The organism is Pseudomonas sp. BP11-1-1, assembly GCF_052112105.1.
Classification (GTDB): domain Bacteria; phylum Pseudomonadota; class Gammaproteobacteria; order Pseudomonadales; family Pseudomonadaceae; genus Aquipseudomonas; species Aquipseudomonas alvandae.
Genome location: NZ_JAUTYU010000003.1, coordinates 431,158 through 454,305, shown reverse-complemented (window position 1 = coordinate 454,305; position 23,148 = coordinate 431,158). Strand labels below are relative to the sequence as shown.

20 protein-coding genes are annotated in these 23,148 nt (G+C 61.8%); 13 read left to right on the top strand and 7 right to left on the bottom strand.

Annotation, left to right across the window (positions count from 1 at the left end; genetic code table 11):
- Positions 1-6: 6 nt before the first annotated feature.
- Complete coding sequence (locus Q7C33_RS08660; RefSeq protein WP_407683213.1) at positions 7-930, bottom strand: transcriptional regulator GcvA; 924 nt, start codon at positions 928-930, stop codon at positions 7-9.
- A 114-nt stretch (positions 931-1,044) separates the two neighbouring features.
- Between Q7C33_RS08660 and gstA the strand changes: the two genes are divergently transcribed.
- Complete coding sequence (gene gstA, locus Q7C33_RS08655) at positions 1,045-1,656, top strand: glutathione transferase GstA (protein ID WP_030140567.1); 612 nt, start codon at positions 1,045-1,047, stop codon at positions 1,654-1,656.
- Here the strand turns inward: gstA and Q7C33_RS08650 are convergent, their stop codons facing one another.
- Together Q7C33_RS08650 and Q7C33_RS08645 are read right to left on the bottom strand one after the other, a co-directional pair.
- Positions 1,657-2,034 (bottom strand): hypothetical protein, encoded by a 378-nt coding sequence (locus Q7C33_RS08650; protein WP_407683212.1) that lies wholly within the window; start codon positions 2,032-2,034, stop codon positions 1,657-1,659.
- A 167-nt stretch (positions 2,035-2,201) separates the two neighbouring features.
- Positions 2,202-2,543 (bottom strand): hypothetical protein, encoded by a 342-nt coding sequence (locus Q7C33_RS08645; RefSeq protein WP_030140565.1) that lies wholly within the window; start codon positions 2,541-2,543, stop codon positions 2,202-2,204.
- Positions 2,544-2,686: 143 nt separating this feature from the next.
- Between Q7C33_RS08645 and Q7C33_RS08640 the strand changes: the two genes are divergently transcribed.
- Together Q7C33_RS08640 and Q7C33_RS08635 are read left to right on the top strand one after the other, a co-directional pair.
- Positions 2,687-2,929: a hypothetical protein gene (locus Q7C33_RS08640; RefSeq protein WP_033864527.1), complete on the top strand. Its 243-nt coding sequence runs from the start codon at positions 2,687-2,689 to the stop codon at positions 2,927-2,929.
- 148 nt (positions 2,930-3,077) lie between these two features.
- A complete protein-coding gene (locus Q7C33_RS08635; protein ID WP_407683211.1) occupies positions 3,078-4,475 on the top strand; it encodes a hypothetical protein in 1,398 nt (465 codons plus the stop codon).
- Between the two features lie 162 nt (positions 4,476-4,637).
- On the opposite strand, the gene Q7C33_RS08630 is transcribed toward Q7C33_RS08635, so the two are convergent.
- Positions 4,638-5,825 (bottom strand): XylR family transcriptional regulator, encoded by a 1,188-nt coding sequence (locus Q7C33_RS08630; RefSeq protein ID WP_030140562.1) that lies wholly within the window; start codon positions 5,823-5,825, stop codon positions 4,638-4,640.
- 154 nt (positions 5,826-5,979) lie between these two features.
- Between Q7C33_RS08630 and xylA the strand changes: the two genes are divergently transcribed.
- The 6 genes from xylA (at position 5,980) to leuD (ending at position 13,484) form a co-directional block, all read left to right on the top strand.
- Positions 5,980-7,296, top strand: a complete 1,317-nt coding sequence (gene xylA / locus Q7C33_RS08625; RefSeq protein ID WP_407683210.1) for a xylose isomerase — start codon at positions 5,980-5,982, stop codon at positions 7,294-7,296.
- A 148-nt stretch (positions 7,297-7,444) separates the two neighbouring features.
- Positions 7,445-8,446, top strand: a complete 1,002-nt coding sequence (gene xylF / locus Q7C33_RS08620) for a D-xylose ABC transporter substrate-binding protein (RefSeq protein WP_030140560.1) — start codon at positions 7,445-7,447, stop codon at positions 8,444-8,446.
- A 158-nt stretch (positions 8,447-8,604) separates the two neighbouring features.
- Entirely contained in the window at positions 8,605-10,161 is a 1,557-nt protein-coding gene (gene xylG / locus Q7C33_RS08615) for a D-xylose ABC transporter ATP-binding protein (protein WP_407683209.1), read from the top strand.
- Entirely contained in the window at positions 10,162-11,298 is a 1,137-nt protein-coding gene (locus Q7C33_RS08610) for a sugar ABC transporter permease (protein ID WP_030140558.1), read from the top strand.
- A 155-nt stretch (positions 11,299-11,453) separates the two neighbouring features.
- A complete protein-coding gene (gene leuC / locus Q7C33_RS08605; RefSeq protein ID WP_407683208.1) occupies positions 11,454-12,875 on the top strand; it encodes a 3-isopropylmalate dehydratase large subunit in 1,422 nt (473 codons plus the stop codon).
- A gap of 3 nt (positions 12,876-12,878) precedes the next feature.
- Complete coding sequence (gene leuD / locus Q7C33_RS08600; protein ID WP_407683207.1) at positions 12,879-13,484, top strand: 3-isopropylmalate dehydratase small subunit; 606 nt, start codon at positions 12,879-12,881, stop codon at positions 13,482-13,484.
- 597 nt (positions 13,485-14,081) lie between these two features.
- Here the strand turns inward: leuD and Q7C33_RS08595 are convergent.
- The gene (locus tag Q7C33_RS08595; protein ID WP_030141551.1) at positions 14,082-14,999 is read right to left on the bottom strand and encodes a LysR substrate-binding domain-containing protein; all 918 of its coding nucleotides are present in this window, start codon (positions 14,997-14,999) and stop codon (positions 14,082-14,084) included.
- A gap of 62 nt (positions 15,000-15,061) precedes the next feature.
- Positions 15,062-16,666, bottom strand: coding sequence for an alpha,alpha-trehalase TreA (gene treA, locus Q7C33_RS08590; protein ID WP_407683206.1), 1,605 nt, complete (start codon positions 16,664-16,666; stop codon positions 15,062-15,064).
- Between the two features lie 147 nt (positions 16,667-16,813).
- On the opposite strand from treA, the gene Q7C33_RS08585 reads away from it, so the two are divergent.
- A complete protein-coding gene (locus Q7C33_RS08585; RefSeq protein WP_407683205.1) occupies positions 16,814-18,115 on the top strand; it encodes an SDR family oxidoreductase in 1,302 nt (433 codons plus the stop codon).
- Positions 18,116-18,131: 16 nt separating this feature from the next.
- Here Q7C33_RS08585 and Q7C33_RS08580 read toward each other — a convergent pair whose 3' ends face one another.
- Positions 18,132-20,132, bottom strand: a complete 2,001-nt coding sequence (locus tag Q7C33_RS08580) for a sigma-54-dependent Fis family transcriptional regulator (protein ID WP_258647406.1) — start codon at positions 20,130-20,132, stop codon at positions 18,132-18,134.
- Positions 20,133-20,311: 179 nt separating this feature from the next.
- Here Q7C33_RS08580 and Q7C33_RS08575 point away from each other — a divergent pair, with 179 nt between their 5' ends.
- Genes Q7C33_RS08575 through Q7C33_RS08565 form a run of 3 tightly spaced genes read left to right on the top strand, consistent with a single transcriptional unit; the run spans position 20,312 to position 23,108 of the window.
- Positions 20,312-21,334, top strand: coding sequence for a Gfo/Idh/MocA family oxidoreductase (locus Q7C33_RS08575; RefSeq protein WP_217859645.1), 1,023 nt, complete (start codon positions 20,312-20,314; stop codon positions 21,332-21,334).
- On the top strand, positions 21,331-22,122 hold the full coding sequence (locus Q7C33_RS08570) for a TIM barrel protein (protein ID WP_407683204.1): 792 nt from the start codon (positions 21,331-21,333) through the stop codon (positions 22,120-22,122). Before Q7C33_RS08575 ends, Q7C33_RS08570 begins: the two co-directional genes overlap by 4 nt.
- Before the next feature lie 59 nt (positions 22,123-22,181).
- Positions 22,182-23,108, top strand: a complete 927-nt coding sequence (locus tag Q7C33_RS08565) for a sugar ABC transporter substrate-binding protein (protein WP_030141556.1) — start codon at positions 22,182-22,184, stop codon at positions 23,106-23,108.
- Positions 23,109-23,148 lie beyond the last annotated feature (40 nt).

Here is a 23,148-nt window from a genome sequence, read left to right as displayed (position 1 = left end):
GGACGTTTAATCCAGCGACAGAGTACCCGGTGTGTTTGCCCCCCTGATCGAATCGATCAACCAGGCCCTGAACGCCTCGACCTTTTTCGAGTGGGCTGCTTCGATGGGTGTCACCAGATAGAAACCGAGATCGGACTTCAACCTCAGGGCAAACGGCGCGACCAGTCGACCCGCCTTCAGATCGTCGTCGACGTAGGTCGAGCGGCCGATGCAAACGCCCAAGCCGTCGATGGCCGCCTGCACGGCCATCATCGCCAGGTCGAAGGTCAACCGTGAGCCTTCGGCCAGGGCGCTCGGTTGGCCGGCGGCCCCCAGCCAGAGGCTCCAATCGTCCCGCGTCATGCCACTGACCTGCAACAAGGTGTGATGGGTCAGATCGCCGGGCGCCTTCAGCGCATTGGGTCCCACCAGCAGATTCGGACTGCACACTGGAAAAACCTCATCGGACATCAGCCAGTCAGCGCGCAGGCCCTTCCAATCTCCGGAGCCGTAACGAATGGCCGCGTCGATTCCAACCTTGCGAAAATCCACCAGGTCGGTGGAAGCCGAGACACGTACATCGATGTTGGGATAGGCCTCCTGGAACGAGGCCAATCTAGGCAGCAGCCATTTTGATGCGAAGGACACCAGGGTACTCACCGTCAGCGCACTGTCATGGACCGAATCCAACAAGGTTTCGGTGCAATGACGCAACTCATGGAATGCCGAACGAACGCCTGGAAAATAGGCGCGACCTTCATCGGTCAATGCGAGGCCGTCCTTGAGCCGCAGGAACAGGCGCACGCCCAGTTCGTCCTCCAGCCGCCGGATCTGATGACTGATCGCTGTCTGGGTGACATTCAATTCGAGGGCAGCCTGGGTGAAGCTCATGTGGCGCGCGGCTGATTCGAACGCCTTCAGGCCGTTGAGTGAGGGGATTTTGACGGCCATGGAGGTCAACGTTGCTCATGAGATTTTGTCATACGCTAGCACTCGAAATGTCCTTTGAAAATCTTCCGGTTGGCGCCGATCCTCAGCGGCACTCAACGCCATCAGGAAAATCCCATGAAATTGTATTTCGCGCCCATGACCTGTTCATTGTCCCCGCACATCGTGCTGCGGGAACTGGGCATTGCCTTCGAGCTGATCCGCGTCGACAACAAGACCAAGCGAACCGTCGGCGGGCAGGACTTTCTCGCCATCAATCCCAAGGGCTACGTCGCGGCGCTGATGCTGGATAACGGTGAAGTGCTGACCGAAGGTCCCGCCATCGTCCAGTACCTGGCCGATCAGGTTCCGGGCAATCACTTGGCACCAGCCAATGGCACCTGGGAGCGGGTTCGGTTGCAGGAATGGCTGAACTTCATCAGCTCGGAAATCCATGGCGGCTGTGCCCCGCTGTTCAACGCCGAGATCCCGGAAACGACCAAGGCCATCTTCAAGCAGAAGCTGTTCAAGCGGCTTGATTACCTGGCCGGCGCTCTCGAACAACACAGCTATTTGCAGGGGGATTTCGGCCTTGCCGACGCGTATTTGTTCACGGTGCTCAAATGGCTGCCGTTTTTCGCCATCGACATCGAGCATTGGCCGGCGCTGGCGTTGTATATGGCTCGGATCGAGACGCGCCCCAGCGTCAGGGCTGCGATCGAAGCCGAGGCGAACGCCGGCCAAGGCTGATCATTGGGCCACGAAAGGATAATGCTCGATACGACAAGGATGTTCGTTGCCGTCGCCTTTGCAGATGCCGTCCAGGTAGCGGTATTTGATCCGGATCGCCTGGTCTTTTACAGGCCATTTGCGCCGGGCAAGCGTGGCCTGGTAGTCAGCGGTTTCCGGGATGAAACTGATCACCGCACCCTCTTCCGGACATTCCACGTCGGGCGAGGCAGGGCTGGTTTTCAGAACCTGGGCGCGGAGACCGGGGAACGGCTGTTTCACCACCTCAGTGACCCGCAATTGCATGTCGCAGATTTGCCACGTCGCGGCGTGCACCGGGGCGCAGAGGGCAGCGAACGTCAGGAAGAATGGCACGGAGTGCGCTGGGAACAGGTTCATCTCAGTCCTTTTTGTCGAGGGTGGCGTCGAATGCGCCATCCTCTCACACCACGATACGCAAGGCGCGCCGGACAAAAAAAGCCCCGCGACCGAATACGGTGCGGGGCAAGGGAATTGGTTGGTTGCGGCCAACCAAAGGAGCACGGAGAAAAGCGTTTACGGACCGGTCAGATGCAATCCTGGGCGGCGCGCTCAAAATTCGAAGGCAGGAAGTTGGAAGCCAGCAAATGCCGCTCATAGACGAACACCTTGCCGCCGCTACCCGCCTTGTAGGCTTCCAGCACGTTGTCCGCCGCCACTTTGCTCGGCACGACGATGCGGTAGCTGCGCTGGGTCTGCGAGACCGTCGGATTCAGCGCGCGGTCCTGCAATTTCGGTACGACGCATTCGGCGTATTCGGCCGGCGTCTTGCTGGTCTGCAAGGTCAGGGTCGGATCGTTCGGAGCCGAGGCACATCCGGCCAGCAACAACGGGGGCAAAGCCAGGGCAAGGAAAAATAAGGGGCGCATGTTTCAGGTCCTGCGGTGTTGGGCTGCGTTTCGATGGGGCTGATTCTCCAATGAACGCCGGCAAAGCAGAACTTGCATTTCGTAATGGTCACTATTACTGATGGCAATAGTTGCAAGCCCTGAAAAAACCTATGAGGTATCTGATGAGAACATTTGATCTGATTCGCGGTGCGGTTTTGCCCGACTTCCGGGAACGGGTGGCGGAGTATCTGGTCCCGTACGAAACCGTGCTGCTGGGCGACACCGAAGCCGACCCGCAACTCAACCGGGACACGGCGAATCAACTGCGCGGTTATCTACGCGGCCTGAATACCACGCGAGTGTTGGGCATGGCGGACTGGGAGGAGCTGGACCGGCGGGTCGTTAATACCTGGCTATCCAGCTGAATGGCTGGCCCTCGGTGGAGAGAATCCGTCACTGGCCAAACGCAGGTAAACCTCTTAATCTGCGCCCCCCTGAAAGCGCTCGGCCAGGATGGCACTGATGGACCTCCCCCGACGCAGTTGACTGACTCCACACTGATCAAGGACGTTCATGCTTCATCTATCCAGAATATCGACCGCCACGCTGCTGGCTGCCCTCTGCGCCTCGGCCCTGGTGGGCTGTGCGTCTCGATCCGATAAAATCGCCGAGCACAACAAACGCGTCGCTGCCGAACGCGACGCGCAGAACCTGGCCATGACGGCCCGTGTACTGGCCCAGCCCCTGCCTTTGGATAACACCTTGCGAATGGGGCCCACCGCAGTGCTGATGGTCGACGTGCCCGCCGCGGGCACCCAGCCGGCCACCCAGGCGCGACTCTTCGCCAATTGCGAGGCCCTGATGTTAGCGATGGACTATCGCCAGGCAGAAGGCTGGTACAAGCCTTTCGTGTTGCCGGCGGACCCGCAGCAACCAGCACGCACCACGGCTCAGCAAATGTGCCAAGCAGTGGAGGACGGCGGATGGAGGCAGCTTCCTGGCGATGGTGAAGACATCTTAATGGTCGACTCCGGCAGCCTGGACCTGGACAATGCTCGACGCTCGATATGGGCAGGCATCGACTTTGCTCGCCTGCGCCTGGAGGCAAGCAAGACCTACGACCGTCAGCTTGAGCGCGTCGAGATCAATTGTTCTACACAGCAGGCCAACACCCGCCAGGTCTATCGCATGAGCAACCAAGGCCTGTTGCCGCCGCCTCTGCAGCCGCTCGACAGCGCTTTGAATGCGAAGCAACGTACGCGCTTGGTTGGCGCTGTTTGCGCCGAACCCGCCAAGCTGGCAAAACTCGACACAGTGGGCGCACTGCGCAAGAAACTACCGCCGGACATGCCTACGCCAGAAATACCGTCAGCGTTGCTGGCACAAGTCAGCGCATTGCCCCAAGGACACCCGACCCGCACGCTCAGTCACCTGCAATTTACCTATGACGCCACTTCGCCCATGGCGCCAGGCGCCGTGGTCAAGAACACCCCTATGGATCTCTATTTGCAGCCAGGCCCGGCTCGCGGCATCTGGCGCGAGCAGGCCATGGGCGCATTGGGCAGCGAAAAGCTCAGCGTTCGCTGGCGCGGCCTGATCGAGCTTGCCTCGGCGAGTAGCGCTGAGCCAAAGGTTCCAGCCGAGCGAACAAGCCGTCTCATGCGGATCGATTTGAAGGGGGATTGGCAAAACCTCAAGCCAGGTAGCGCCATCGGCTACAGCAAGAGCTTTGTGAGCAGTGAGGGCAAGCCTTTCGAGCAGACCTTTGAATGTTCAGTCGGTGAGTCCTTTCCCGCCGCGCAGAAAGTTGCCTCATTGCAAGGGTCGGCGCTCAACGTGAATTGCAACGCGGACAATGGACTCAAAACCAGCAGTTCGTACCTCTATCTGGAGGCTTATGACCTGTTCGTGGAAACCGCCGATCGCTCCATGCTGCTTGTCCAAGAGAAAACCCTCAAGGCAGCGGATTGATGCCTCACGAAAATCCTGTGGCGAGGAAGCTTGCTCCCGCTGGGCTGTGCAGCAGCCCCAAAAAGGCCAGTCGGGATCAGCCTGGCTCACCGCAGTGATTGGCTCAGGGGCCGCTTCGCGGCCCAGCGGGAGCAAGCTCCCTCGCCACAAGAACCCCTCGTACTACTCGCCCGCCATATTCGTGCCTTGCTGATATTCTCGTGGCGTACAACCGAACTCCCGACGAAACACCGTGTGCAGGTACTGCGCCGACTTGAAGCCACAATTGCGGGCGATGTCGGCGATCGCTGAGTCGGTATTCTCCAGACCACTGGCCGCCGCAGCCAATTTGAAGCGCAGGATTTCGTCGTGAACGCTGCACCCGCGCACCTTGCGAAAATGCGCTTCCAGGGATGAACGCGACACGCCGACATACGCCGCCACCTGGGCGGTCTTGATGCCCTGGCAGGCGTATTGGCGAATGAACAACAGGGCCTGCATGACATAAGGATTGCCCAGCGGCTGGTGCAAGCTCGACGCCTGGACGTTGATCGCCTCCGGCGGGATCAGCACCTGCGTGCCCGTGGACGGCATGCCATGCAGCATCTGGTGGAGCAGTCGCGCAGCGGTCCGGCCCATGGTTTCGGTGCCCTGCACCACCGAGCTCAGCGGCACCCGCGTCAGGCTGCGGGTCAGTGGATCGTTATCGATGCCGATCAACGCCACCTGCTCCGGCACGGCAATGCCTGCGGTCAGGCAGGCCTGCAGCAGCTGCCGGGCCCGCGCGTCGCTGACGGCGATGATGCCGATGGGTTTGGGCAGGCTTTGCAGCCAGGCGATCTGCTGCTCGACAGCGCTGTCCCACAGCGGCGCGCTAGTGCCCATGCCGCGATAGACCTCGGCTTGCAGGCCGTCGCGTTGCATCAATCGGCGAAAGGCCTTCTCCCGTTCCTGGGCCCAGCGATTGGCTTGGGATTCCGGCAGGCTGAAGCAGGCGAAGCGCGTCAACCCGGCTTCGATCAGGTGCTCGTAGGCCAACTTGATCAGCGCATGGTTGTCCGTGGCGACATAGGGAATGCCCTTGGGATAGGCGCGCTCGTCCTGGTACGAGCCGCCCACGGCTACCACCGGCATCTTGATCCCGGCCAGCGCCTCGCCGATCAGCGGGTCGTCGAAATCGGCAATGATCCCGTCGCCCTGCCAGCGCTCGATCCCCTTCAACCGACAGAGGAAATCTTCCTCGAGGAACAAGTCCCAGGACGCGCGGGTGCTGCTCAGGTAGTTGCCGATGCCGCTGATGATGCCGCGGTCGTAGATCTTGCTGCCGTTGAACAACAGGGCGATGCGGTGGACGGGCGGGACGATTTTCATTATTTGAACCCTGGACCGATGGACAGAGCCTAGGCGCGCCAGCGGCGAATCTCAATACTCAAAATCGAACTGTCCTTTGGTGATTTTCATAATCAGCAGGCCCAGGGCCGGCGTTAGTATCGGGACACCGCCAAGAATAAAAAGGAATCCGTCCATGTCGTACTTTCCCGATGTCCAGCCGATTCGCTTCGAGGGCACAGGCAGCGACTCGCCGCTCGCCTTCCGCCATTACGATGCCGACAAGATCGTGCTCGGCAAACCCATGCGCGAACATCTGCGCATGGCTGTCTGCTACTGGCACACCTTTGTCTGGCCAGGGTCCGATGTGTTTGGTGCCGGGACCTTCAAGCGCCCCTGGCAGCACGCCGGCGATCCGCTGGAGTTGGCGATCGGCAAGGCCGAGGCGGCGTTCGAGTTTTTCTCCAAGCTGGGCATTGATTACTACTGCTTCCACGACACCGATGTCGCGCCGGAAGGCCAGTCGCTGAAGGAATATCGCAACCACTTCGCGCAGATGGTCGACCACCTTGAGCGCCACCAGGAACAGACCGGGATCAAATTGCTCTGGGGCACCGCCAACTGTTTCAGCAACCCGCGTTTCGCCGCCGGCGCCGCCAGCAACCCGGACCCGCAAGTCTTCGCCTGCGCCGCCGCCCAGGTGTTCAGCGCCATGAACGCCACCCAGCGTCTCAAGGGCTCGAATTATGTGCTGTGGGGCGGTCGCGAAGGTTATGAAACCCTGCTCAATACCGATCTCAAGCGTGAGCGGGAACAGTTGGGCCGGTTCATGCGCATGGTGGTCGAGCACAAATACAAGATCGGCTTCAAGGGCGACCTGCTGATCGAGCCCAAGCCCCAGGAGCCGACCAAGCATCAGTACGATTACGACACCGCCACGGTGTTCGGCTTCCTGCAGCAGTTCGGCCTGGAGAAGGAGATCAAGGTCAACATCGAGGCCAACCACGCGACGCTCGCCGGGCACAGCTTCCACCATGAAATCGCCACCGCGGTCTCCCTGGGAATCTTCGGCAGCATCGATGCCAACCGAGGCGATCCGCAGAACGGCTGGGACACCGATCAGTTCCCCAACAGTGTCGAGGAAATGACCCTGGCCACTTATGAAATCCTCAAGGCCGGGGGCTTCGGCAACGGCGGTTTCAACTTCGATTCCAAGGTCCGTCGCCAAAGCGTCGATGGCGTCGATCTGTTCCACGGCCACGTTGCCGCCATGGACGTGCTCGCGCTCTCCCTGGAACGCGCGGCGGCCATGGTGCAGGACGATCAGTTGCAGAAATTCAAGGACCAGCGCTACGCCGGCTGGCAGCAGCCGTTTGGCAAGGCGCTGCTCGCAGGTGACTACAGCCTCGAAACCCTGGCCGAGCACGCATTTACCAACGACCTGAATCCGCAAGCCGTCAGCGGTCGCCAGGAGATGCTCGAAAACGTCGTCAACCGCTTCATTTACTCCTGACAGCGGACAACGTTGCGGGCGCGGCAAGGCTGTTACATTCGCGCGACAAATCTGTGCCCGCAACGCCAAGCAACGCTCTACAGTTCTACCGGCATCACGTTCATCGTCAGGCAGTGTCTTTCAAAAAACAATAAAAGGACGCACCACCATGAAAACATTCAAACGTACCCTGCTCGCCGGCGCGCTCGCCCTGCTATCGCTTCCCGTCATGGCCGACGCCGCCCACCCGAAAATCGGTTTCTCCATCGATGACCTGCGCCTGGAACGCTGGTCGCGGGACCGTGACTACTTTGTCGCGGCGGCGGAAAAACTCGACGCCAAGGTCTATGTCCAATCCGCCGATGCCAACGAGCAGAAGCAGATCTCCCAGATCGAAAACCTGATTTCCCGTGGCGTCGACGTGATCGTCATCGTGCCGTTCAACGCCACCGTGCTGACCAACGCCGTCGCCGAAGCCAAGAAAGCCGGGATCAAGGTCGTCTCCTATGACCGGCTGATCCTCAACGCCGACATCGATGCCTACATTTCCTTCGATAACGAAAAAGTCGGCGAGATGCAGGCCGGCGGTGTATTGAAGGCAGCGCCCAAGGGCAACTATTTCCTGCTAGGCGGCGCACCGACCGACAACAACGCGAAGATCCTGCGCGAAGGCCAGATGAAGGTGCTGCAACCGGCCATCGACAAGGGCGACATCAAGATTGTCGGCCAGCAATGGGTGAAGGAATGGAACCCCACCGAAGCCCTGAGCATCGTGGAGAACGCCCTGACCCGGAACAACAACAAGATCGATGGCATCGTCGCCTCCAACGACGCCACCGCCGGCGGCGCGATCCAGGCCCTGGCCGCGCAAAAGATGGCCGGCAAGGTGCCGATCTCCGGGCAGGACGCCGACCTGGCGGCGGTCAAGCGGGTGATCGACGGCACCCAGACCATGACCGTCTACAAGCCGCTGAAACTGATCGCCTCCGAGGCCGCCAAACTCTCGGTGCAACTGGCGCGCAATGAGAAACCCACCTACAGCTCCCAATACGACAACGGCAACAAAAAGGTCGACACCATCCTGCTCACGCCTACTGCGCTGACCAAGGACAACATCGACCTGCTGGAAAAGGACGGGTTCTACACCAAGGCGCAGATCGCCGGGCAGTGACCTGACCAGGCAATCAAGTGAAAAACTGTGGGAGCGAGCTTGCTCGCGATGACGGTGGTTCAGCTTGCATCAATGCTGGATGTACTGCCGCTATCGCGAGCAAGCTCGCTCCCACAGGTTCAGTGACGCCCGGAGCCCCTTTTTTACGAGCCCTCGCCATGTCCGAATACCTGCTGCAAATGAACGGCATCGTCAAGACCTTCGGCGGTGTCAAGGCCCTCAACGGCATCGACATCAAGGTCAGGCCGGGTGAGTGCGTCGGCCTGTGCGGCGAGAACGGTGCCGGCAAATCCACCTTGATGAAAGTCCTCTCGGCGGTCTATCCCTATGGCACCTGGGAGGGCGAAATCCTCTGGGACGGCCAGCCGCTGAAGGCGCAATCGATCAGCGAAACCGAAGCCGCCGGCATCGTCATCATCCACCAGGAACTGACCCTGGTTCCCGACCTGTCCGTGGCCGAGAACATCTTCATGGGCCACGAACTGACATTGCCCGGCGGCCGCATGAACTACCCGGCGATGATCCACCGCGCCGAAGCCCTGATGCGCGAACTCAAGGTGCCGGACATGAACGTCTCGCTGCCGGTCTCGCAGTACGGCGGCGGCTACCAGCAACTGGTGGAGATCGCCAAGGCCTTGAACAAGCAGGCGCGCCTGCTGATCCTCGACGAACCCTCCTCGGCCCTGACCCGCTCGGAAATCGACGTGCTGCTGGACATCATCCGCGACCTCAAGGCCAAGGGCGTGGCGTGTGTCTACATCTCCCACAAGCTCGATGAAGTGGCTGCCGTGTGCGACACCATTTCAGTGATCCGCGACGGCAAACACATCGCGACCACGGCCATGGCCGACATGGACATTCCGAAGATCATCACGCAAATGGTCGGACGGGAAATGAGCAACCTCTACCCCACCGAACCCCATGAAATCGGCGAGGTGATCTTCGAGGCGCGCCACGTCACCTGCTACGACGTCGACAACCCCAGGCGCAAACGGGTCGATGACATTTCGTTCGTGCTCAAGCGCGGCGAAATCCTCGGCATCGCCGGGTTGGTCGGCGCCGGCCGCACTGAGCTGGTGTCAGCGCTGTTCGGCGCCTACCCCGGCCGCCATGAGGGCGAAGTCTGGCTGGACGGGCAGCTTATCGACAGCAGCACGCCGCTCAAGTCGATCCGCGCCGGCCTGTGCATGGTCCCCGAAGATCGCAAGCGCCAAGGCATCATCCCGGACCTCGGCGTGGGCCAGAACATCACCCTGGCGGTGCTGGAAAATTTCTCGAGGATGACCCGCATCGACGCAGAAGCCGAGCTGGGTAGCATCGACCGGGAAATCTCGCGCATGCACCTCAAGACCGCGAGCCCGTTCCTGCCCATCACCAGCCTTTCCGGTGGCAACCAGCAGAAAGCCGTGTTGGCGAAGATGCTCCTGACCAAGCCCCGGGTATTGATTCTCGACGAGCCCACCCGAGGTGTGGATGTCGGCGCCAAGTACGAGATCTACAAGCTGATGGGCGCGCTGGCGGCCGAAGGCGTGTCGATCATCATGGTGTCCTCGGAACTGGCCGAAGTACTGGGTGTATCCGACCGTGTGCTGGTGATCGGCGAGGGCCAACTGCGCGGCGATTTCATCAATCAGGAACTGACCCAGGAACAGGTGCTTGCCGCCGCGCTCAGCCATCCCGAAAGCAATAACAACAATGATCGGAAGTCCGCGTAGATGAATCAGGTCAAACAAGTCTTCACCCGCTACAAAATGCTCGCGCTGGTGATCGCCGTGGCGGTTATCTGGCTGTTCTTCAGTTGGCAGACCGAGGGCGGCTTCCTGACCCCGCGCAACCTCTCCAACCTGCTGCGGCAGATGTCCATCACCGGCATCCTGGCGTGCGGCATGGTGCTGGTGATCATCAGCGGCGAGATCGATTTGTCGGTGGGTTCATTGCTCGGTTTGCTGGGGGGGCTGGCGGCGATACTGGATGTGGTCTATCACATTCCGCTGCTGGCAAACCTGAGCCTGGTCGTCCTGTGTGGACTGATGATCGGCCTGGCCAACGGCTATATGACCGCCTACCTGCGCATCCCTTCCTTCATCGTCGGCTTGGGCGGCATGCTGGCGTTTCGCGGGATCCTGCTGGGCATCACCGGCGGCACCACCATCGCCCCGGTGTCGCCGGAGCTGGTGTATGTGGGCCAGGGTTATCTACCCCACGCGGTCGGCACCGGCCTGGGCGTGTTGCTGTTCGCGCTGACGCTGTTCCTGACCTGGAAACAGCGCCGCAATCGCGCCCTCCACGGCCTGGCAGCTCATTCGCTGGTGCGTGACGTGGTGCGGGTGGTGTTGATCGGCGCGGTGTTGGCCGGGTTCGTCTACACGCTCAACAGCTACGACGGAATTCCGGTTCCGGTGCTGCTCCTGCTGGTCCTGCTGGGGGTGTTCAGCTACGTGACCAGCCAGACCGTGTTCGGCCGACGCGTCTACTCCGTGGGCAGCAACATGGAGGCCACGCGCCTGTCCGGGATCAACGTGCAGGCGGTGAAACTGTGGATCTTCGGCATCATGGGCGTGATGTGCGCCCTCGCCGGCATGGTCAACACCGCGCGCCTGGCAGCCGGTTCGCCCTCGGCCGGCAATATGGGCGAACTGGACGCCATCGCCGCCTGCTTCATCGGCGGCACGTCCATGCGCGGTGGCTCGGGCACGGTCTATGGCGCGCTGCTGGGGGCGCTGGTCATCACCAGCCTGGACAACGGCATGTCGATGCTCGATGTCGACAGCTACTGGCAGATGATCGTCAAGGGCAGCATCCTGGTCCTGGCGGTGTGGGTGGACGTCAGCACCCGCACCGCCCGACGCTGATCCACGCCGGTTCGGGCGGCCATGGAAGGGCCGCCCCGCTCGCCCGTCATGATTGATCACAATCCGTGTGCAACGCCTTCACTCCCGTGCGCTTGATGCGACGCCGGCAGTCAATATGCTGTGTGCAGACCCGCCAGGAATGAAGAAGAGCCTGCATGAACAGCCCCCGAACGCTTTATCAGAAGCACATCGACAGCCATACCGTATGCTCGCTGGATGACCAGGGCCACGTGCTGCTGTACATCGACCGCCAGGTCGCCAACGAATACACCAGCCCTCAAGCCTTCAGCGGCCTGCGTGAAACCGGCCGCAGCGTGTGGCGGCCGAGCGCGACGCTGGCGGTGGTCGATCACGTCAACCCGACGGCGCCCCAGCGCATCGCAGCCATGCCGGATGCCGGCGGCGCCCGGCAGGTGTCGTATTTTGCGGAGAACTGCCGCGACTTCGGCATCGAGCTGTTCGATGTGCTGGACAAACGGCAGGGCATCGAGCATGTCGTCGCCCCTGAGCAGGGTTTCATCCTGCCGGGCATGGTGGTGGCCGCGGGCGACAGCCACACCACCACCTACGGTGCGCTGGGGGCTTTTGGCTTCGGGATCGGCACGTCTGAAATCGAGCATTTACTGGCGACGCAGACGCTGGTCTACAAGCGCCTGAAAACCTTGCGCGTCACGGTCAACGGCACGCTCGGGGCAGGCGTCACCGCCAAGGACATCATCATGGTGCTGATTGAAAGAATCGGTGCCTCGGGCGCCACCGGTTATGCGATCGAGTTCACCGGCCCGGCGATCACCGCCCTGAGTGTCGAAGCCCGCATGACCATTTGCAACATGGCCGTTGAAGCCGGCGCTAGGGGCGCGTTCATGGCGCCGGATGACAAGGTGTTTGACTATCTGCAAAGCAAACCGCGCGCGCCCCGTGGCGAGTTGTGGGAGCGGGCCGTGACCAAATGGCGAGCGCTGCACAGCGATGCAGGTGCAGTCTTCGACCGGGAAGTGACGCTCGATGTTGATGCGCTGGAGCCCATGGTCACCTGGGGCACCAGCCCTGATCAGGCTGCAGCGATTGGCAGTCGTGTACCTGACCCTTCGACAGAACCCGACCTGATCCTGCGCCAAGGCCTGCAGCGCGCGCTCGATTATATGGGCCTTGAGCCAGGCATGCCGCTCGCCGACGTGGTGATCAACCATGCCTTCATCGGCTCGTGCACCAATGCGCGGATCGAAGATTTGCGCGATGCGGCACGGGTCGTACAGGGCAAGCACGTTGCCGCCCATGTGCGGGCGATGATCGTGCCCGGCTCGACCTTGGTCCGTGAGCAGGCCGAAGAGGAAGGCCTGGCGGCGATATTCCGCGACGCCGGTTTCGAATGGCGCCAATCCGGCTGTTCGATGTGCCTGGCGATGAACGATGACGTTCTCGCGCCTGGAGATCGCTGTGCCTCCAGTACCAATCGCAACTTCGAAGGACGCCAGGGCGCAGGCGCGCGCACCCACTTGATGAGCCCGGCCATGGTGGCCGCCGCCGCGATTGCCGGTCACTTGACCGACGTTCGTCCACTGTTGCCGGAGGCCTGAAGCATGCAACCTTTCACCATCGTACGCGGCACCGCCGCGCCGCTGCTGGCCGCCAACATCGACACCGACGTGATCATGCCCAAGCAGTTCCTCAAGGGCATCGACCGCAACGGGCTGGACCGTGGCGTGTTCTTTGACTTGATGTGGCTGGAGCCTGGCGTTCCCAACCCTGAATTCGTCCTCAACAAACCTGGCTGGCGCGGTGCAACGTTCCTGGTGGTGGGTGAGAATTTCGGCTGCGGCTCAAGCCGGGAACACGCGGTGTGGGGCCTGAAGCAAATCGGCATTCGGGCGCTCATCGGCAGCAGCTTTGCGGGGATCTTCTACGACAATTGCCAGCGCAACGGGGTGTTGCTGATTCAACTGCCTGAAGCGCAGCTCAGGAAAATCGCCCAAACGGTCAGCCGCGCCGAAACCGCCAGCATCAGCGTCGATCTGCCAGCGCAACAGATCAGGTTGTCCGGTGGCGAGGTGATTGCCTTCGAGATCGATGAACTGCGCAAGCAATCCTTGCTGCTCGGGCTGGATGCCATTGGCACGACGCTTCAACGAGCGGAGCAGATACGCCGCTTCGAAAGCAGGCACCTGGCGGAGAATCCCTGGCTGTAGCGCAAGGAAGACTGTGGGAGCGAGCCTGCTCGGGAAGAGGCCGGCATATCCAACATTGAAGTTGGCTGACAGACCGCTTTCGCGAGCAAGCTCGCTCCCACAGGGGTTGCGGTGCCCCTGCAACGCGTGGTCTGCCATAAATTCAATGTGGGAGCGAGCCTGCTCGCGAAGAGGCCGGCACATTCAACATTATCGTCGACTGTGATTCCGCTTTCGCGAGCAAGCTCGCTCCCACAGGGATCTGAGGTGGCCACACAATTCGTGTCTTCCAGAAATTCAATGTGGGAGCGAGCCTGCTCGCGAAGAGGCCGGCACATTCAACATTATCGTCGACTGTGATACCGCTTTCGCGAGCAAGCTCACTCCCACAGGGATCTGAGGTGGCCACACAATTCGTGTCTTCCAGAAATTCAATGTGGGAGCGAGCTTGCTCGCGAAGAGGCCGGCACATTCAACATTATCGTCGACTGTGATACCGCTTTCGCGAGCAAGCTCGCTCCCACAGGGGTTGCGGTGCCCATGCAACGCGTGGTCTGCCATAAATTCAATGTGGGAGCGAGCTTGCTCGCGATGGCGGTTTCGCTGTCGCCTCTACCCCTACCCAGCCGACAGATCCCGAAAATACGTCTCAAGAAACTCGACACACACCCGCAGCTTCGCCGACTGGCTGAGCCGGGTCGGATACACCGCCCAGACATTGGCACTTTGCGAATACGCCGGCAGCACCTGAACCAATCGCCCCTGTTCAAGCAGGGGCCCGGCGTCCCACATCGAGCGCAGCATGATGCCGCCGCCGCTCAACGCCCATTCAAGGACAATCTCACCATTGTTGGAAGACAACGGGCCACCGACGCGCACCGTCTCCTCCCGCCCGTTCTTGCTCAACGTCCAGATACCGAAGGCGTTGTCGCGCTCCTTGAGCACCAGGCAATCATGGCCCTTGAGGTCTTCCAGCGACTGCGGCGTGCCGCGTCGTTGCAAATATTCGGGAGCCGCGCAGAGCACGCGCCGATTGCTCACCAGCTTGCGGCCCAGGTGCTGGCCCGGCAGGTCATCGCCCACGCGGATTTCCAGGTCGAAGCCCTCGCCAACGATATCAACGACGCGGTCAAACACATCCAGGCGGATGTCGAGGCCAGGGTACGTCTGTGACAGCTTGCCGATGGCCGGCGCGACATGATTGCGGCCGAAACCGAAACTGCTGCAGATGTTCAGCGAGCCGGTGGGTTGATGACGTGCGTTGGCGATTTCGCCGACGAACTCTTCGAAATCCCCCAGCAGCCTTTCGGCCCAGATCCACACACGCTCGCCGTCGCCGGTCAAGGCAATGCGCCGGGTCGTGCGATGCAGTAACCGCGTGGACAACGTCGACTCCAGGACAGCAATGCGCTTGCTGACATAGGCCGGGGAATACCCCAGCGCCTCTGCGGCGTTGGCAAAGCCGTTTTTCCGAATGACGGTCACAAAGACCTTCAAGTCTTCCGGCGAGGGGAACTGGTGACGATTCGTGTTCATTGATCCAATCTCGGTGCTATTCCTCACGGATTTCGCGAAGAATAGCACCGAACCGGCCCGACTCAACCGCCGTATTTACCGAGCAGTTTCAGCGTTACCCCGTTCGTCCAGCCGAAGCCGTCCTGCAATTCATATTCACCGCCGCCTCCGCCGCTGCCTTGTCCGGACACGTCGTATTTCTCCACCAGCTTGTCTTCCTTGCGATAAAGCGCCTGGACCTGTTGCAGGAAGCGGCGGCCAATCTCCCGGGCCAGATCCGTTTGGCCGTAGCGCTCCAGTCCCTCGACGGCGACCCATTGCAGAGGCGCCCAGCCATTGGGTTCGTCCCACTGCTGGCCGTTGTTGACTTGGCTGGTGGCGATGCCGCCCGGACGCAGCAAGCCCTTGCGCACGGCGTCGGCGGTACGGTTGGCCCGTTCGCTGGAAGCCAGGCCGGTATAGAGCGGGAACAGCGTCGCTGCGGTGAGCGCCGGGCGCTGGCGGTTCTGCTGCCAATCGTAGTCCACGTAGTAACCACCGTCGGCGTTCCACAGGTGCGTCTCGATAGCGCGTTGACGCTGCTCGGCGCGCTGCCCATAGGCGTTGACGCACGCGACGTTCTCTACGGTTTCACAGGCCTTGGCGATGGTGCGCTCCAGGTGATACATCAGGCTGTTCAGGTCCACCGGCGCGATGGACGTCGTGCGGATGGTCGCCAGGTCCTTGCCATTCCCCAACCAACGGGAACTGAAATCCCAGCCGCTTTCGGCACCGGCACGCAAGTTGCGCCAGACTTCGTCCTTGGGTCGGTCGGCTGCCTGTTCAGCGGTCTTGACGTCCTGCAACCACGACTCCTGGCGAGGCGTCGGGCTGGCGTCCCAATAACGGTTGAGCACGCTGCCGTCGGCAAGCTTGACGACATGGCGCCCAGCCTCGCCCGGCTTGAGGGTCTGCGCCCCTTCCATCCAGTAGGCGTATTCCTTTTGCAGTAGCCCAAGGTAGCGCCCGTAGGCCTGCTCGCCTTCGATGTGCGCCTGCAACTCCACCATGTAGGCGAAGAATGGCGGCTGCGATCGACTCAGGTAATAGCTGCGATTGCCGTTGGGAATGTGCCCGTAGGTGTCGATCATATAGGCGAAATTCTCCGTCATCTGGCGGACCTGCGCCCTGTCACCGCTTTGCTCCAGCCCCAGCATGGTGAAATACGAGTCCCAGTAATACATCTCGCGAAAACGTCCGCCGGGCACCACGTACGGCTGCGGCAAGGGCAGCAGGCTGCTGTACTGCGGGACTTGCGTGTAGGTTCGGCTGAGCACCGGCCAGAGGTTATCGATGTGCTCGTCGATCGGCGCGCCGGGCTTCGGCGTCGGACTCTCCGCCTGGCCGGATTCGATGAAGTTGTCCTTTACGAAGGCGTCGAGATCGAAGTCAGCGCTGCCCCGGCGGGCCAGGTAATCCGCGCGGATCTGCGAGGGGTCGCGCTTGGGCAGCGCGTCGACGAAATGCTTCTGGTCGGTAAAAAGCTGTTGCCCTTGTACCGCTTCAAACAGCTCGGGGTATGCCTGGTCGGGCGGCACCGGGGTGCGACTTCGCGCGTCCTCGTAACTCCAGGTCGCAGGCGGTTGGCTTGAACACGCGACGCAGAGCAGCGCGGTGAAGGACAGGCTGGCGAGATAAACAGAACGCATCTCAGGCTCCTTGATGGGGTGACTTCCTGAAAAAGTGACTGACGGGAACGAACCTCGGTTCACTCGGATTTCCTTTCCTCACTTCGATGGAACCCCGGTTTCACCCCCGCTCTCTATCGCAGAACCAACAGAGCGGAGGTATTGATCATGATTTCCCCGGCAACCGGCATGAGGACGGGCGAGCGCTACGCCGTCGAAAGCGTCGAGCGAGCGCCGCATTTTCCCGGCTTCTTCCTCGATGGAAAGTATTACCTGGGCCCTGAACTGAACACGGCGGTGGGTTGGCTGGAAGGCCAGACATTTATCTACGACCAACTCGATCCCGAGGGCGAACCGGTGTACCCCAACAGGGTCGCCGGCACCATCGAGGACCTGACGCTGGTCATGGCTGACGGTGTGCGCCTGAAGCTGACGCCGTTGCAGCCCGAAATCGACCGGCCTGCGGTCGGCGCAGGCCCCTCCGGACAATCCAAGTCGTCTCCCTTGGCCGAAAAACTCGTGGTCATCACCGGCGCCTCCAGCGGCATCGGCCGCGCCACCGCGCAAGCGTTCGCCCGGCAGCGGGCGCGCCTGGTCCTGGCGGCGCGCGACCGTGCGGCGCTCGATGAGGTCGTCGCGGAATGTCAGGCAGAGGGAGCCCGCGCGCTTGCGGTGTGCACCGATGTCACCAGCAGCGAGCAGATGCAGGCGCTGGCCGCCGAAGCCGCGACGTTCGGTGACGGTCGCATCGACATCTGGATCAACAATGCCGGCGTGGGCGCGGTGGGCGATTTCGAGCAAACGCCGCTGGAAGCCCATGAGCAGGTCTTGCAAACCGATTTGCTCGGTTACCTGCGTGGCGCCTACGTGGCCTGGCCGTATTTCAAGAAGCAAAAACGCGGCATCCTGATCAACACGCTGTCGTTGGGCAGTTGGGTCGCCCAGCCTTATGCCGCTGCGTATTCGGCGAGCAAGTACGGACTGCGCGGTTTGTCCGAAGCCTTGCGCGGTGAGCTGGGGGAATACCGGGACATTCACGTTTGTGACATCTATCCCGCCGTCATGGATACGCCGGGCTTTCGCGATGGCGCCAATTTCACCGGCCATGCGCTCAAGCCACCACCACCGGTGTACGACCCGCATCGCGTCGCCGAGGCAATGGTCAGTTGTGCCCTCAACCCCAAGCCCACCACCACCGTCGGCAGTGCGGCGGTACTGGCGAGAGCCGCACACTTTCTGCTGCCGGGTTTCCCGCAACTCTCGGGCTGGCTGACGCGCTGGGGACTGAACCGCAGCCCGGCATCGGACACGTCCTCGGGCAACCTGTTCGCCCCACCCAGCGGCCAGCGACGTGTCGAAGGCGGTTGGCGCAAGCCGGCGCGGCGACCCACGCCCTTGCTGGTGGCGGGTGCCGCGTTGTTGCTGGGCGGTTGCCTGGTGGCGTTGGGTCGCGAACGAGGTCGAGGCTGAATCAGCCTATTTCGGATCAGTCCAATCCCGAACGGAACGCTTCGACCTTGAGCCCGAATCGGCTCATCTTGTTGTACAAACCGCCACGGGACACGTTCAACTGTCGGGCGGCCAGGCGGATATTGCCTCGCGTGTCCCTGAGGGCGGCGATAATCGCGTTCATTTCATGGGTGCCAAGATCCACGGCCGCTCGTGGCGCGGGAGCGGAATGCCGCGCCAACGGCTGGCCTCCCTGCCTGATGTCCAGTGCAAGATCGGTCGCCTGGATCAGCTCGGTGGCGGCCAGGTTGGTCGCGCGCTCGATGACGTTTTCCAGTTCGCGGACATTGCCCGGCCAGTGGTACGCGCCCAAGCGTTCCAGCGCCTCGGCTGACAGGTCGCGCATGGGTTTCCTCAGCGACCGGGCGCAACGCGCGAGAAAATGCCGTGCCAGCATCGGCACATCTTCAAGGCGCATCCGCAGGGGCGGCACCGTCAGGCCCAGCACGTTGAGTCGGTAGTAAAGGTCCTCGCGAAAGGCGCCTTCGGCCACGGCCTGGCTCAGGTTGCGGTGGGTGGCGGCGATGATGCGGACGTTGACCCGCAACGATTTCTTCGCCCCCACGCGGGTGATTTCGCCTTCCTGCAGGACGCGTAGCAAGCTGACTTGCGCATCGAAGGACATGTCACCGATCTCGTCGAGGAAAATCGTCCCGCCGTCCGCCAGTTCGAACTTGCCCGCCGAGCCGCCGCGCGCCGATCCGGTGAACGCGCCTTCGACGTGGCCGAACAGTTCGCTCTGCACCAGGTCGCGGGGAATGGCGCCGCAATTCACTGCGACGAAAGGCCCGCCGCGACGCTCGCTGGCATTGTGGATGGCTTGGGCGAACAGCTCCTTGCCAGTGCCGCTCTCACCGAGAATCAGCGTGGTCGAGTCGCTGCGGCTGGCGATTCGGCCCAGGTGCAACGCGTCCTGGATAGCGCGTGAATGGCCCTGGATGGTTTCGAAGGTGTAGCTGGCCTGGGTGCCGATGATGCGGCGGGTGATTTCGCGGATGCGCCGGTTCTCGCGCAACGAAACAACGCGACCGCCCTGCTCCAGCGGACAGACCGACACCAGGCAGGCGAGGTGGCTTCGATCGTGCAGCTCGAACGTGCAGTCCAGGTCCCGCACCCCTTCCCCGGTGCTGCGCAGGATTTCACCGCTCAGTTCGGTCTGCCCCAGGCTCTGGAACGGCTTGCCCAGCCAGGCAGGGTCGACACGAAACAACTGCCGGGCGTAATGGTTGAGGGCCTTGATGTCGCCGTTTTCGTCCAACACCACCAAGCCTTCGTTGAGCACTTCCAGGACCGTTTGCTGTTCTTCCAGCAACGCATGCAGCGTCATTTGCCGGGCGACGGCTTCGGCCGCGGCCTGGACGGTGCCCAAGGTGTGGAAGTGAAACCAGCCGGGTTCGGCGGTCAAGGTCAACATCGCCAGCGTCCGACCGTGGGCGTCGCGGATCGGCGCGGCGGCGCAATGCATATGCCGCTGGCGCAGGCCTACACCGAAGTTCTCGCCAGCCAGCACATACACCAGACGGTCTTCAACCAGCGCCAGTCCGGTGCAGTTGGTGCCTTGTACCGTCTCCAGCAACCGACTGCCGATGGGCGTGAGGTCCAGGCCGCAGAAGTACAAGGTGGTGCCTTCGGCATCCGTCAGGTTGATATGCCCGTTGGGGTTGTAGGCAAGCAAGCCGCGCATGACCTGCGCCGCCGCGGCAATCAACAGTCGATTCGCCGCCAGCGTCTCGGTCAACTCAGCGGGCGCGACGAAACGGTACTCGCCGTCCTCCGGATCGAGGCCGGCATCGACGCTGCGCCGCCAGGAGTTCCAGATCACCTGCCTGACACCCGCGGGACGCTCGGTGATGCCCTTCAAGCAGGCGCGCCAGGCCTTATCCAGCGCCGGGCTTGATCCGCCATTCAACGACGCGGGGCCAAGGGCGGTCAGGTAGTCACGGTCTTCGAGGTTCAAGGCCATCGGCTGTGTGTTCATGGCGGGCTCTATGTTCATATTTTCGACATGTCAGTATAGACATGTCATTCAAATGAACACCCTTGCGCATCAACCATCAATAAAACCTATAGGTTTCAGTCAGTTAGAAACTGGCACAGCGCTTGCTCCCTACCTTGTACCGACAACGAGTCGCGAACAACAAAAAAAGGGAGTCATTCATGAGTACGTCGAACACCCTCCGCCTGGGCCTTATCGGTGCGGGTCGCATGGGCAGTTTTCACGGCCTGACCGCCGCTCGGCACATCCCAGGCGCATGCCTTGCCGCCATTGCCGATCCTACGCCGGGCCAGGCCGCACGCCTGGCAGCGGAACTGGGTGTGCAGAAGGTCTATACCGATCCGAAGCAGTTGCTGGACGACCCGGACATCGACGCCGTGCTGATCGCCGCGCCCGCCCGCAGCCACGCCGAACTGGTGATCAGCGCGGCGCAGGCCGGCAAAAGCGTGTTCTGCGAAAAACCCATGGCCATCACCCTTGAGGAAGCCGATCGTGCCATTGCCGCCGCTGCCGATGCGAGGGTGACGCTGCAAGTGGGTTTCAACCGGCGCTTCGCCAAGAGCTTCCGCACGGCCCACCTGGACGTGATCGCTGGCCGGATCGGCACGCCACAATTGCTACGCTCGCTGACCCGCGATCCGGCGCTGAACAATCCCGCTGCCTCGCCGCAATGGGTGATTTTCCTGGAAACGTTGATCCACGATTTCGACACGTTGCGTTATCTCAATCCGGGTGCCGAAGCGGTCGAGGTGTTTGTCATGGCCGACGCGCTGATTGCGCCGGATTTCAAACACAAAGGGTTCCTCGACACGGCAGTGGTCACGATTCGATTCGACAACGGCGCCATCGCCACGGCCGAGGCGAACTTCCAGGCCGTATACGGCTACGATGTTCGCGGGGAAGTGTTCGGCAGCGCCGGCATGCTGACCATGGGCAGCGTCAACGACGGCGACTTGCTGCGCTACCTGGCCAGTGGCGTGCAGGCCGATACCCAGCGCATGGACACCGACTTGCTGCGTGACGCCTATGTGGCCGAGCTCAATCACTTCGTCGATTGCGTGCGCAGCGGCGAAAAACCCCGCGCCAGCGGTGAAGACGCCCGGGCCGCGCTGGCGATTGCCCGCGCCTGCATCGAGTCTTTCCAGCAAGGCAAAGCGGTGCGTGTTCAAGGAGCGCTTTCATGAGTGTCATACCGTTCAAACTGGCGGTCAGCGCCGAGATGGTGTTCCTCGACCTGCCCTTTGTCGAACGCGTCAAACGCATCCACGCGCTGGGCTTCAGCGTCGAGATCTGGAACTGGACGACCAAGGACATCCAGGCCCTCGCTGCCACTGGCGCTGACTTCACGTCGATGACCGGCTACATCGCAGGCAACCTGACCGACCCCGAGGACATCCGGCAATTGCTCGAAAGCGCCCGGGAATCCTTGGCCGTCGCGGCGCAATTGGGGTGCCCGAGCCTGAACCTGCACGGCACCGGCCTGGGAGACCAGGGTTTGCCGGTAAAACCCGTCGCCCAAGCCACCGGCCGCATGTGGCTGAGCGCCTGCAAGACGCTGGAAAAAATCGCCCGCCTGGGGGAAGACGCCGGCCGGATGTTCCTGCTGGAAAACCTCAACACCGAAGTCGATCATCCCGGCACACCGTTCGCCCGCGCCGACGACACGTTGGCGCTGATCGAGGCCGTGGGCAGCCCGCACTTGAAGATGAACCTGGACCTCTATCACGCGCAGATCGGCGAAGGAAACCTGATCGAGCTGATCCAGCGCGCCGGCGACGCCATCGGTGAAATCCAGGTCGCCGATGTGCCTGGCCGGATGGAACCGGGCACCGGTGAAATCAACTATCCGGCGATTGCCAGGGCGTTGTCCGGCATGGGATACAGCGGTGTGGTCGGCCTCGAAGGCTGGGCCAGTGGGGACAGCGAAGTCGCGCTTGAGCGCTTCAGGCAGGCCTTTACGCTGGATGGGTGAGGTCCGTGCAGAAAAATTCTTGATGTCGTTCACTTCATAACAACAAAAGGAAAACCATCATGCGTCGTTGCACACTGCTGTTCGCCACGCTGCTCCTGATCTTCAGCCAATGGGCCGCCGCCGACTATCGCATCGGCGTCAGCATCGCCAGGGTCGACGATAACTTCATGACCTACGTGCGTAACGGCCTCGACGAGGCCGCCAAGAAGGACGGCGTCCAGATCCAGTTCGAGGACGCCCAGGGCGATGTGGTTCGCCAGCTCAACCAGGTCCAGGGCTTCATCAACCAGAAAGTGGACGCGGTCATCGTCCTGCCGGTGGACACCTCCGCCACCGCCAATATCACCCGCGCCGCGGTCGAGGCGAAGACGCCGCTGGTCTACGTCAACCGTCACCCCGACGAACGTACGCTGCCCAAAGGCGTGGTCACGGTGGCGTCCAATGACATCGAGGCCGGCCAACTGCAGATGCGTTACCTCGCCGAAAAACTGGGGGGCAAGGGCAACCTCGCGATCATCATGGGCGACCTCGCGCAAAACGCCACCCATGACCGCACCGAAGGGGTCAAGCAAGTGCTCAAGGACTTTCCCGACATCAAGGTGGTCGAGCAACAGAGTGCCGAGTGGCAGCGCAACAAAGGCATGGACCTGACCAGCAACTGGCTGCTCGCCGGCAGCCGTTTCGATGCCATCGTCGCCAACAATGACGAGATGGCCATCGGTGCGGCCATGGCGTTGCAACAGTCCGGCAAGGCCAAGGGTGAGGTTGCGATTGTCGGCATCGACGGTTTGCCGGACGGCCTCGCGGCGATCAAGCGCGGAATGTTGGTCGCCTCGGTGTTCCAGGACCCCAAGGCCCAGGCGACCAGCGCAGTACAGGCCGCCCTCAAGATGATCAAGGGCGAGCCGGTGGAATCCGAGGTGTGGGTGCCCTTCCAGTTGATCAAGCCTGAACAACTGGCGGTGTTCGAGCAGCGTTACAAGTAGCAACCTCGATACGGTGACGTTGTTCAGATGGCAAGACGAT

Coding starts and splice junctions, on each gene's coding strand:
- Q7C33_RS08660 (WP_407683213.1), bottom strand. CDS start 930: ATGGCCGTCAAAATCCCCTCACTCAACGGCCTGAAGGCGTTCGAATCA.
- gstA (WP_030140567.1), top strand. CDS start 1,045: ATGAAATTGTATTTCGCGCCCATGACCTGTTCATTGTCCCCGCACATC.
- Q7C33_RS08650 (WP_407683212.1), bottom strand. CDS start 2,034: ATGAACCTGTTCCCAGCGCACTCCGTGCCATTCTTCCTGACGTTCGCT.
- Q7C33_RS08645 (WP_030140565.1), bottom strand. CDS start 2,543: ATGCGCCCCTTATTTTTCCTTGCCCTGGCTTTGCCCCCGTTGTTGCTG.
- Q7C33_RS08640 (WP_033864527.1), top strand. CDS start 2,687: ATGAGAACATTTGATCTGATTCGCGGTGCGGTTTTGCCCGACTTCCGG.
- Q7C33_RS08635 (WP_407683211.1), top strand. CDS start 3,078: ATGCTTCATCTATCCAGAATATCGACCGCCACGCTGCTGGCTGCCCTC.
- Q7C33_RS08630 (WP_030140562.1), bottom strand. CDS start 5,825: ATGAAAATCGTCCCGCCCGTCCACCGCATCGCCCTGTTGTTCAACGGC.
- xylA (WP_407683210.1), top strand. CDS start 5,980: ATGTCGTACTTTCCCGATGTCCAGCCGATTCGCTTCGAGGGCACAGGC.
- xylF (WP_030140560.1), top strand. CDS start 7,445: ATGAAAACATTCAAACGTACCCTGCTCGCCGGCGCGCTCGCCCTGCTA.
- xylG (WP_407683209.1), top strand. CDS start 8,605: ATGTCCGAATACCTGCTGCAAATGAACGGCATCGTCAAGACCTTCGGC.
- Q7C33_RS08610 (WP_030140558.1), top strand. CDS start 10,162: ATGAATCAGGTCAAACAAGTCTTCACCCGCTACAAAATGCTCGCGCTG.
- leuC (WP_407683208.1), top strand. CDS start 11,454: ATGAACAGCCCCCGAACGCTTTATCAGAAGCACATCGACAGCCATACC.
- leuD (WP_407683207.1), top strand. CDS start 12,879: ATGCAACCTTTCACCATCGTACGCGGCACCGCCGCGCCGCTGCTGGCC.
- Q7C33_RS08595 (WP_030141551.1), bottom strand. CDS start 14,999: ATGAACACGAATCGTCACCAGTTCCCCTCGCCGGAAGACTTGAAGGTC.
- treA (WP_407683206.1), bottom strand. CDS start 16,666: ATGCGTTCTGTTTATCTCGCCAGCCTGTCCTTCACCGCGCTGCTCTGC.
- Q7C33_RS08585 (WP_407683205.1), top strand. CDS start 16,814: ATGATTTCCCCGGCAACCGGCATGAGGACGGGCGAGCGCTACGCCGTC.
- Q7C33_RS08580 (WP_258647406.1), bottom strand. CDS start 20,132: ATGAACACACAGCCGATGGCCTTGAACCTCGAAGACCGTGACTACCTG.
- Q7C33_RS08575 (WP_217859645.1), top strand. CDS start 20,312: ATGAGTACGTCGAACACCCTCCGCCTGGGCCTTATCGGTGCGGGTCGC.
- Q7C33_RS08570 (WP_407683204.1), top strand. CDS start 21,331: ATGAGTGTCATACCGTTCAAACTGGCGGTCAGCGCCGAGATGGTGTTC.
- Q7C33_RS08565 (WP_030141556.1), top strand. CDS start 22,182: ATGCGTCGTTGCACACTGCTGTTCGCCACGCTGCTCCTGATCTTCAGC.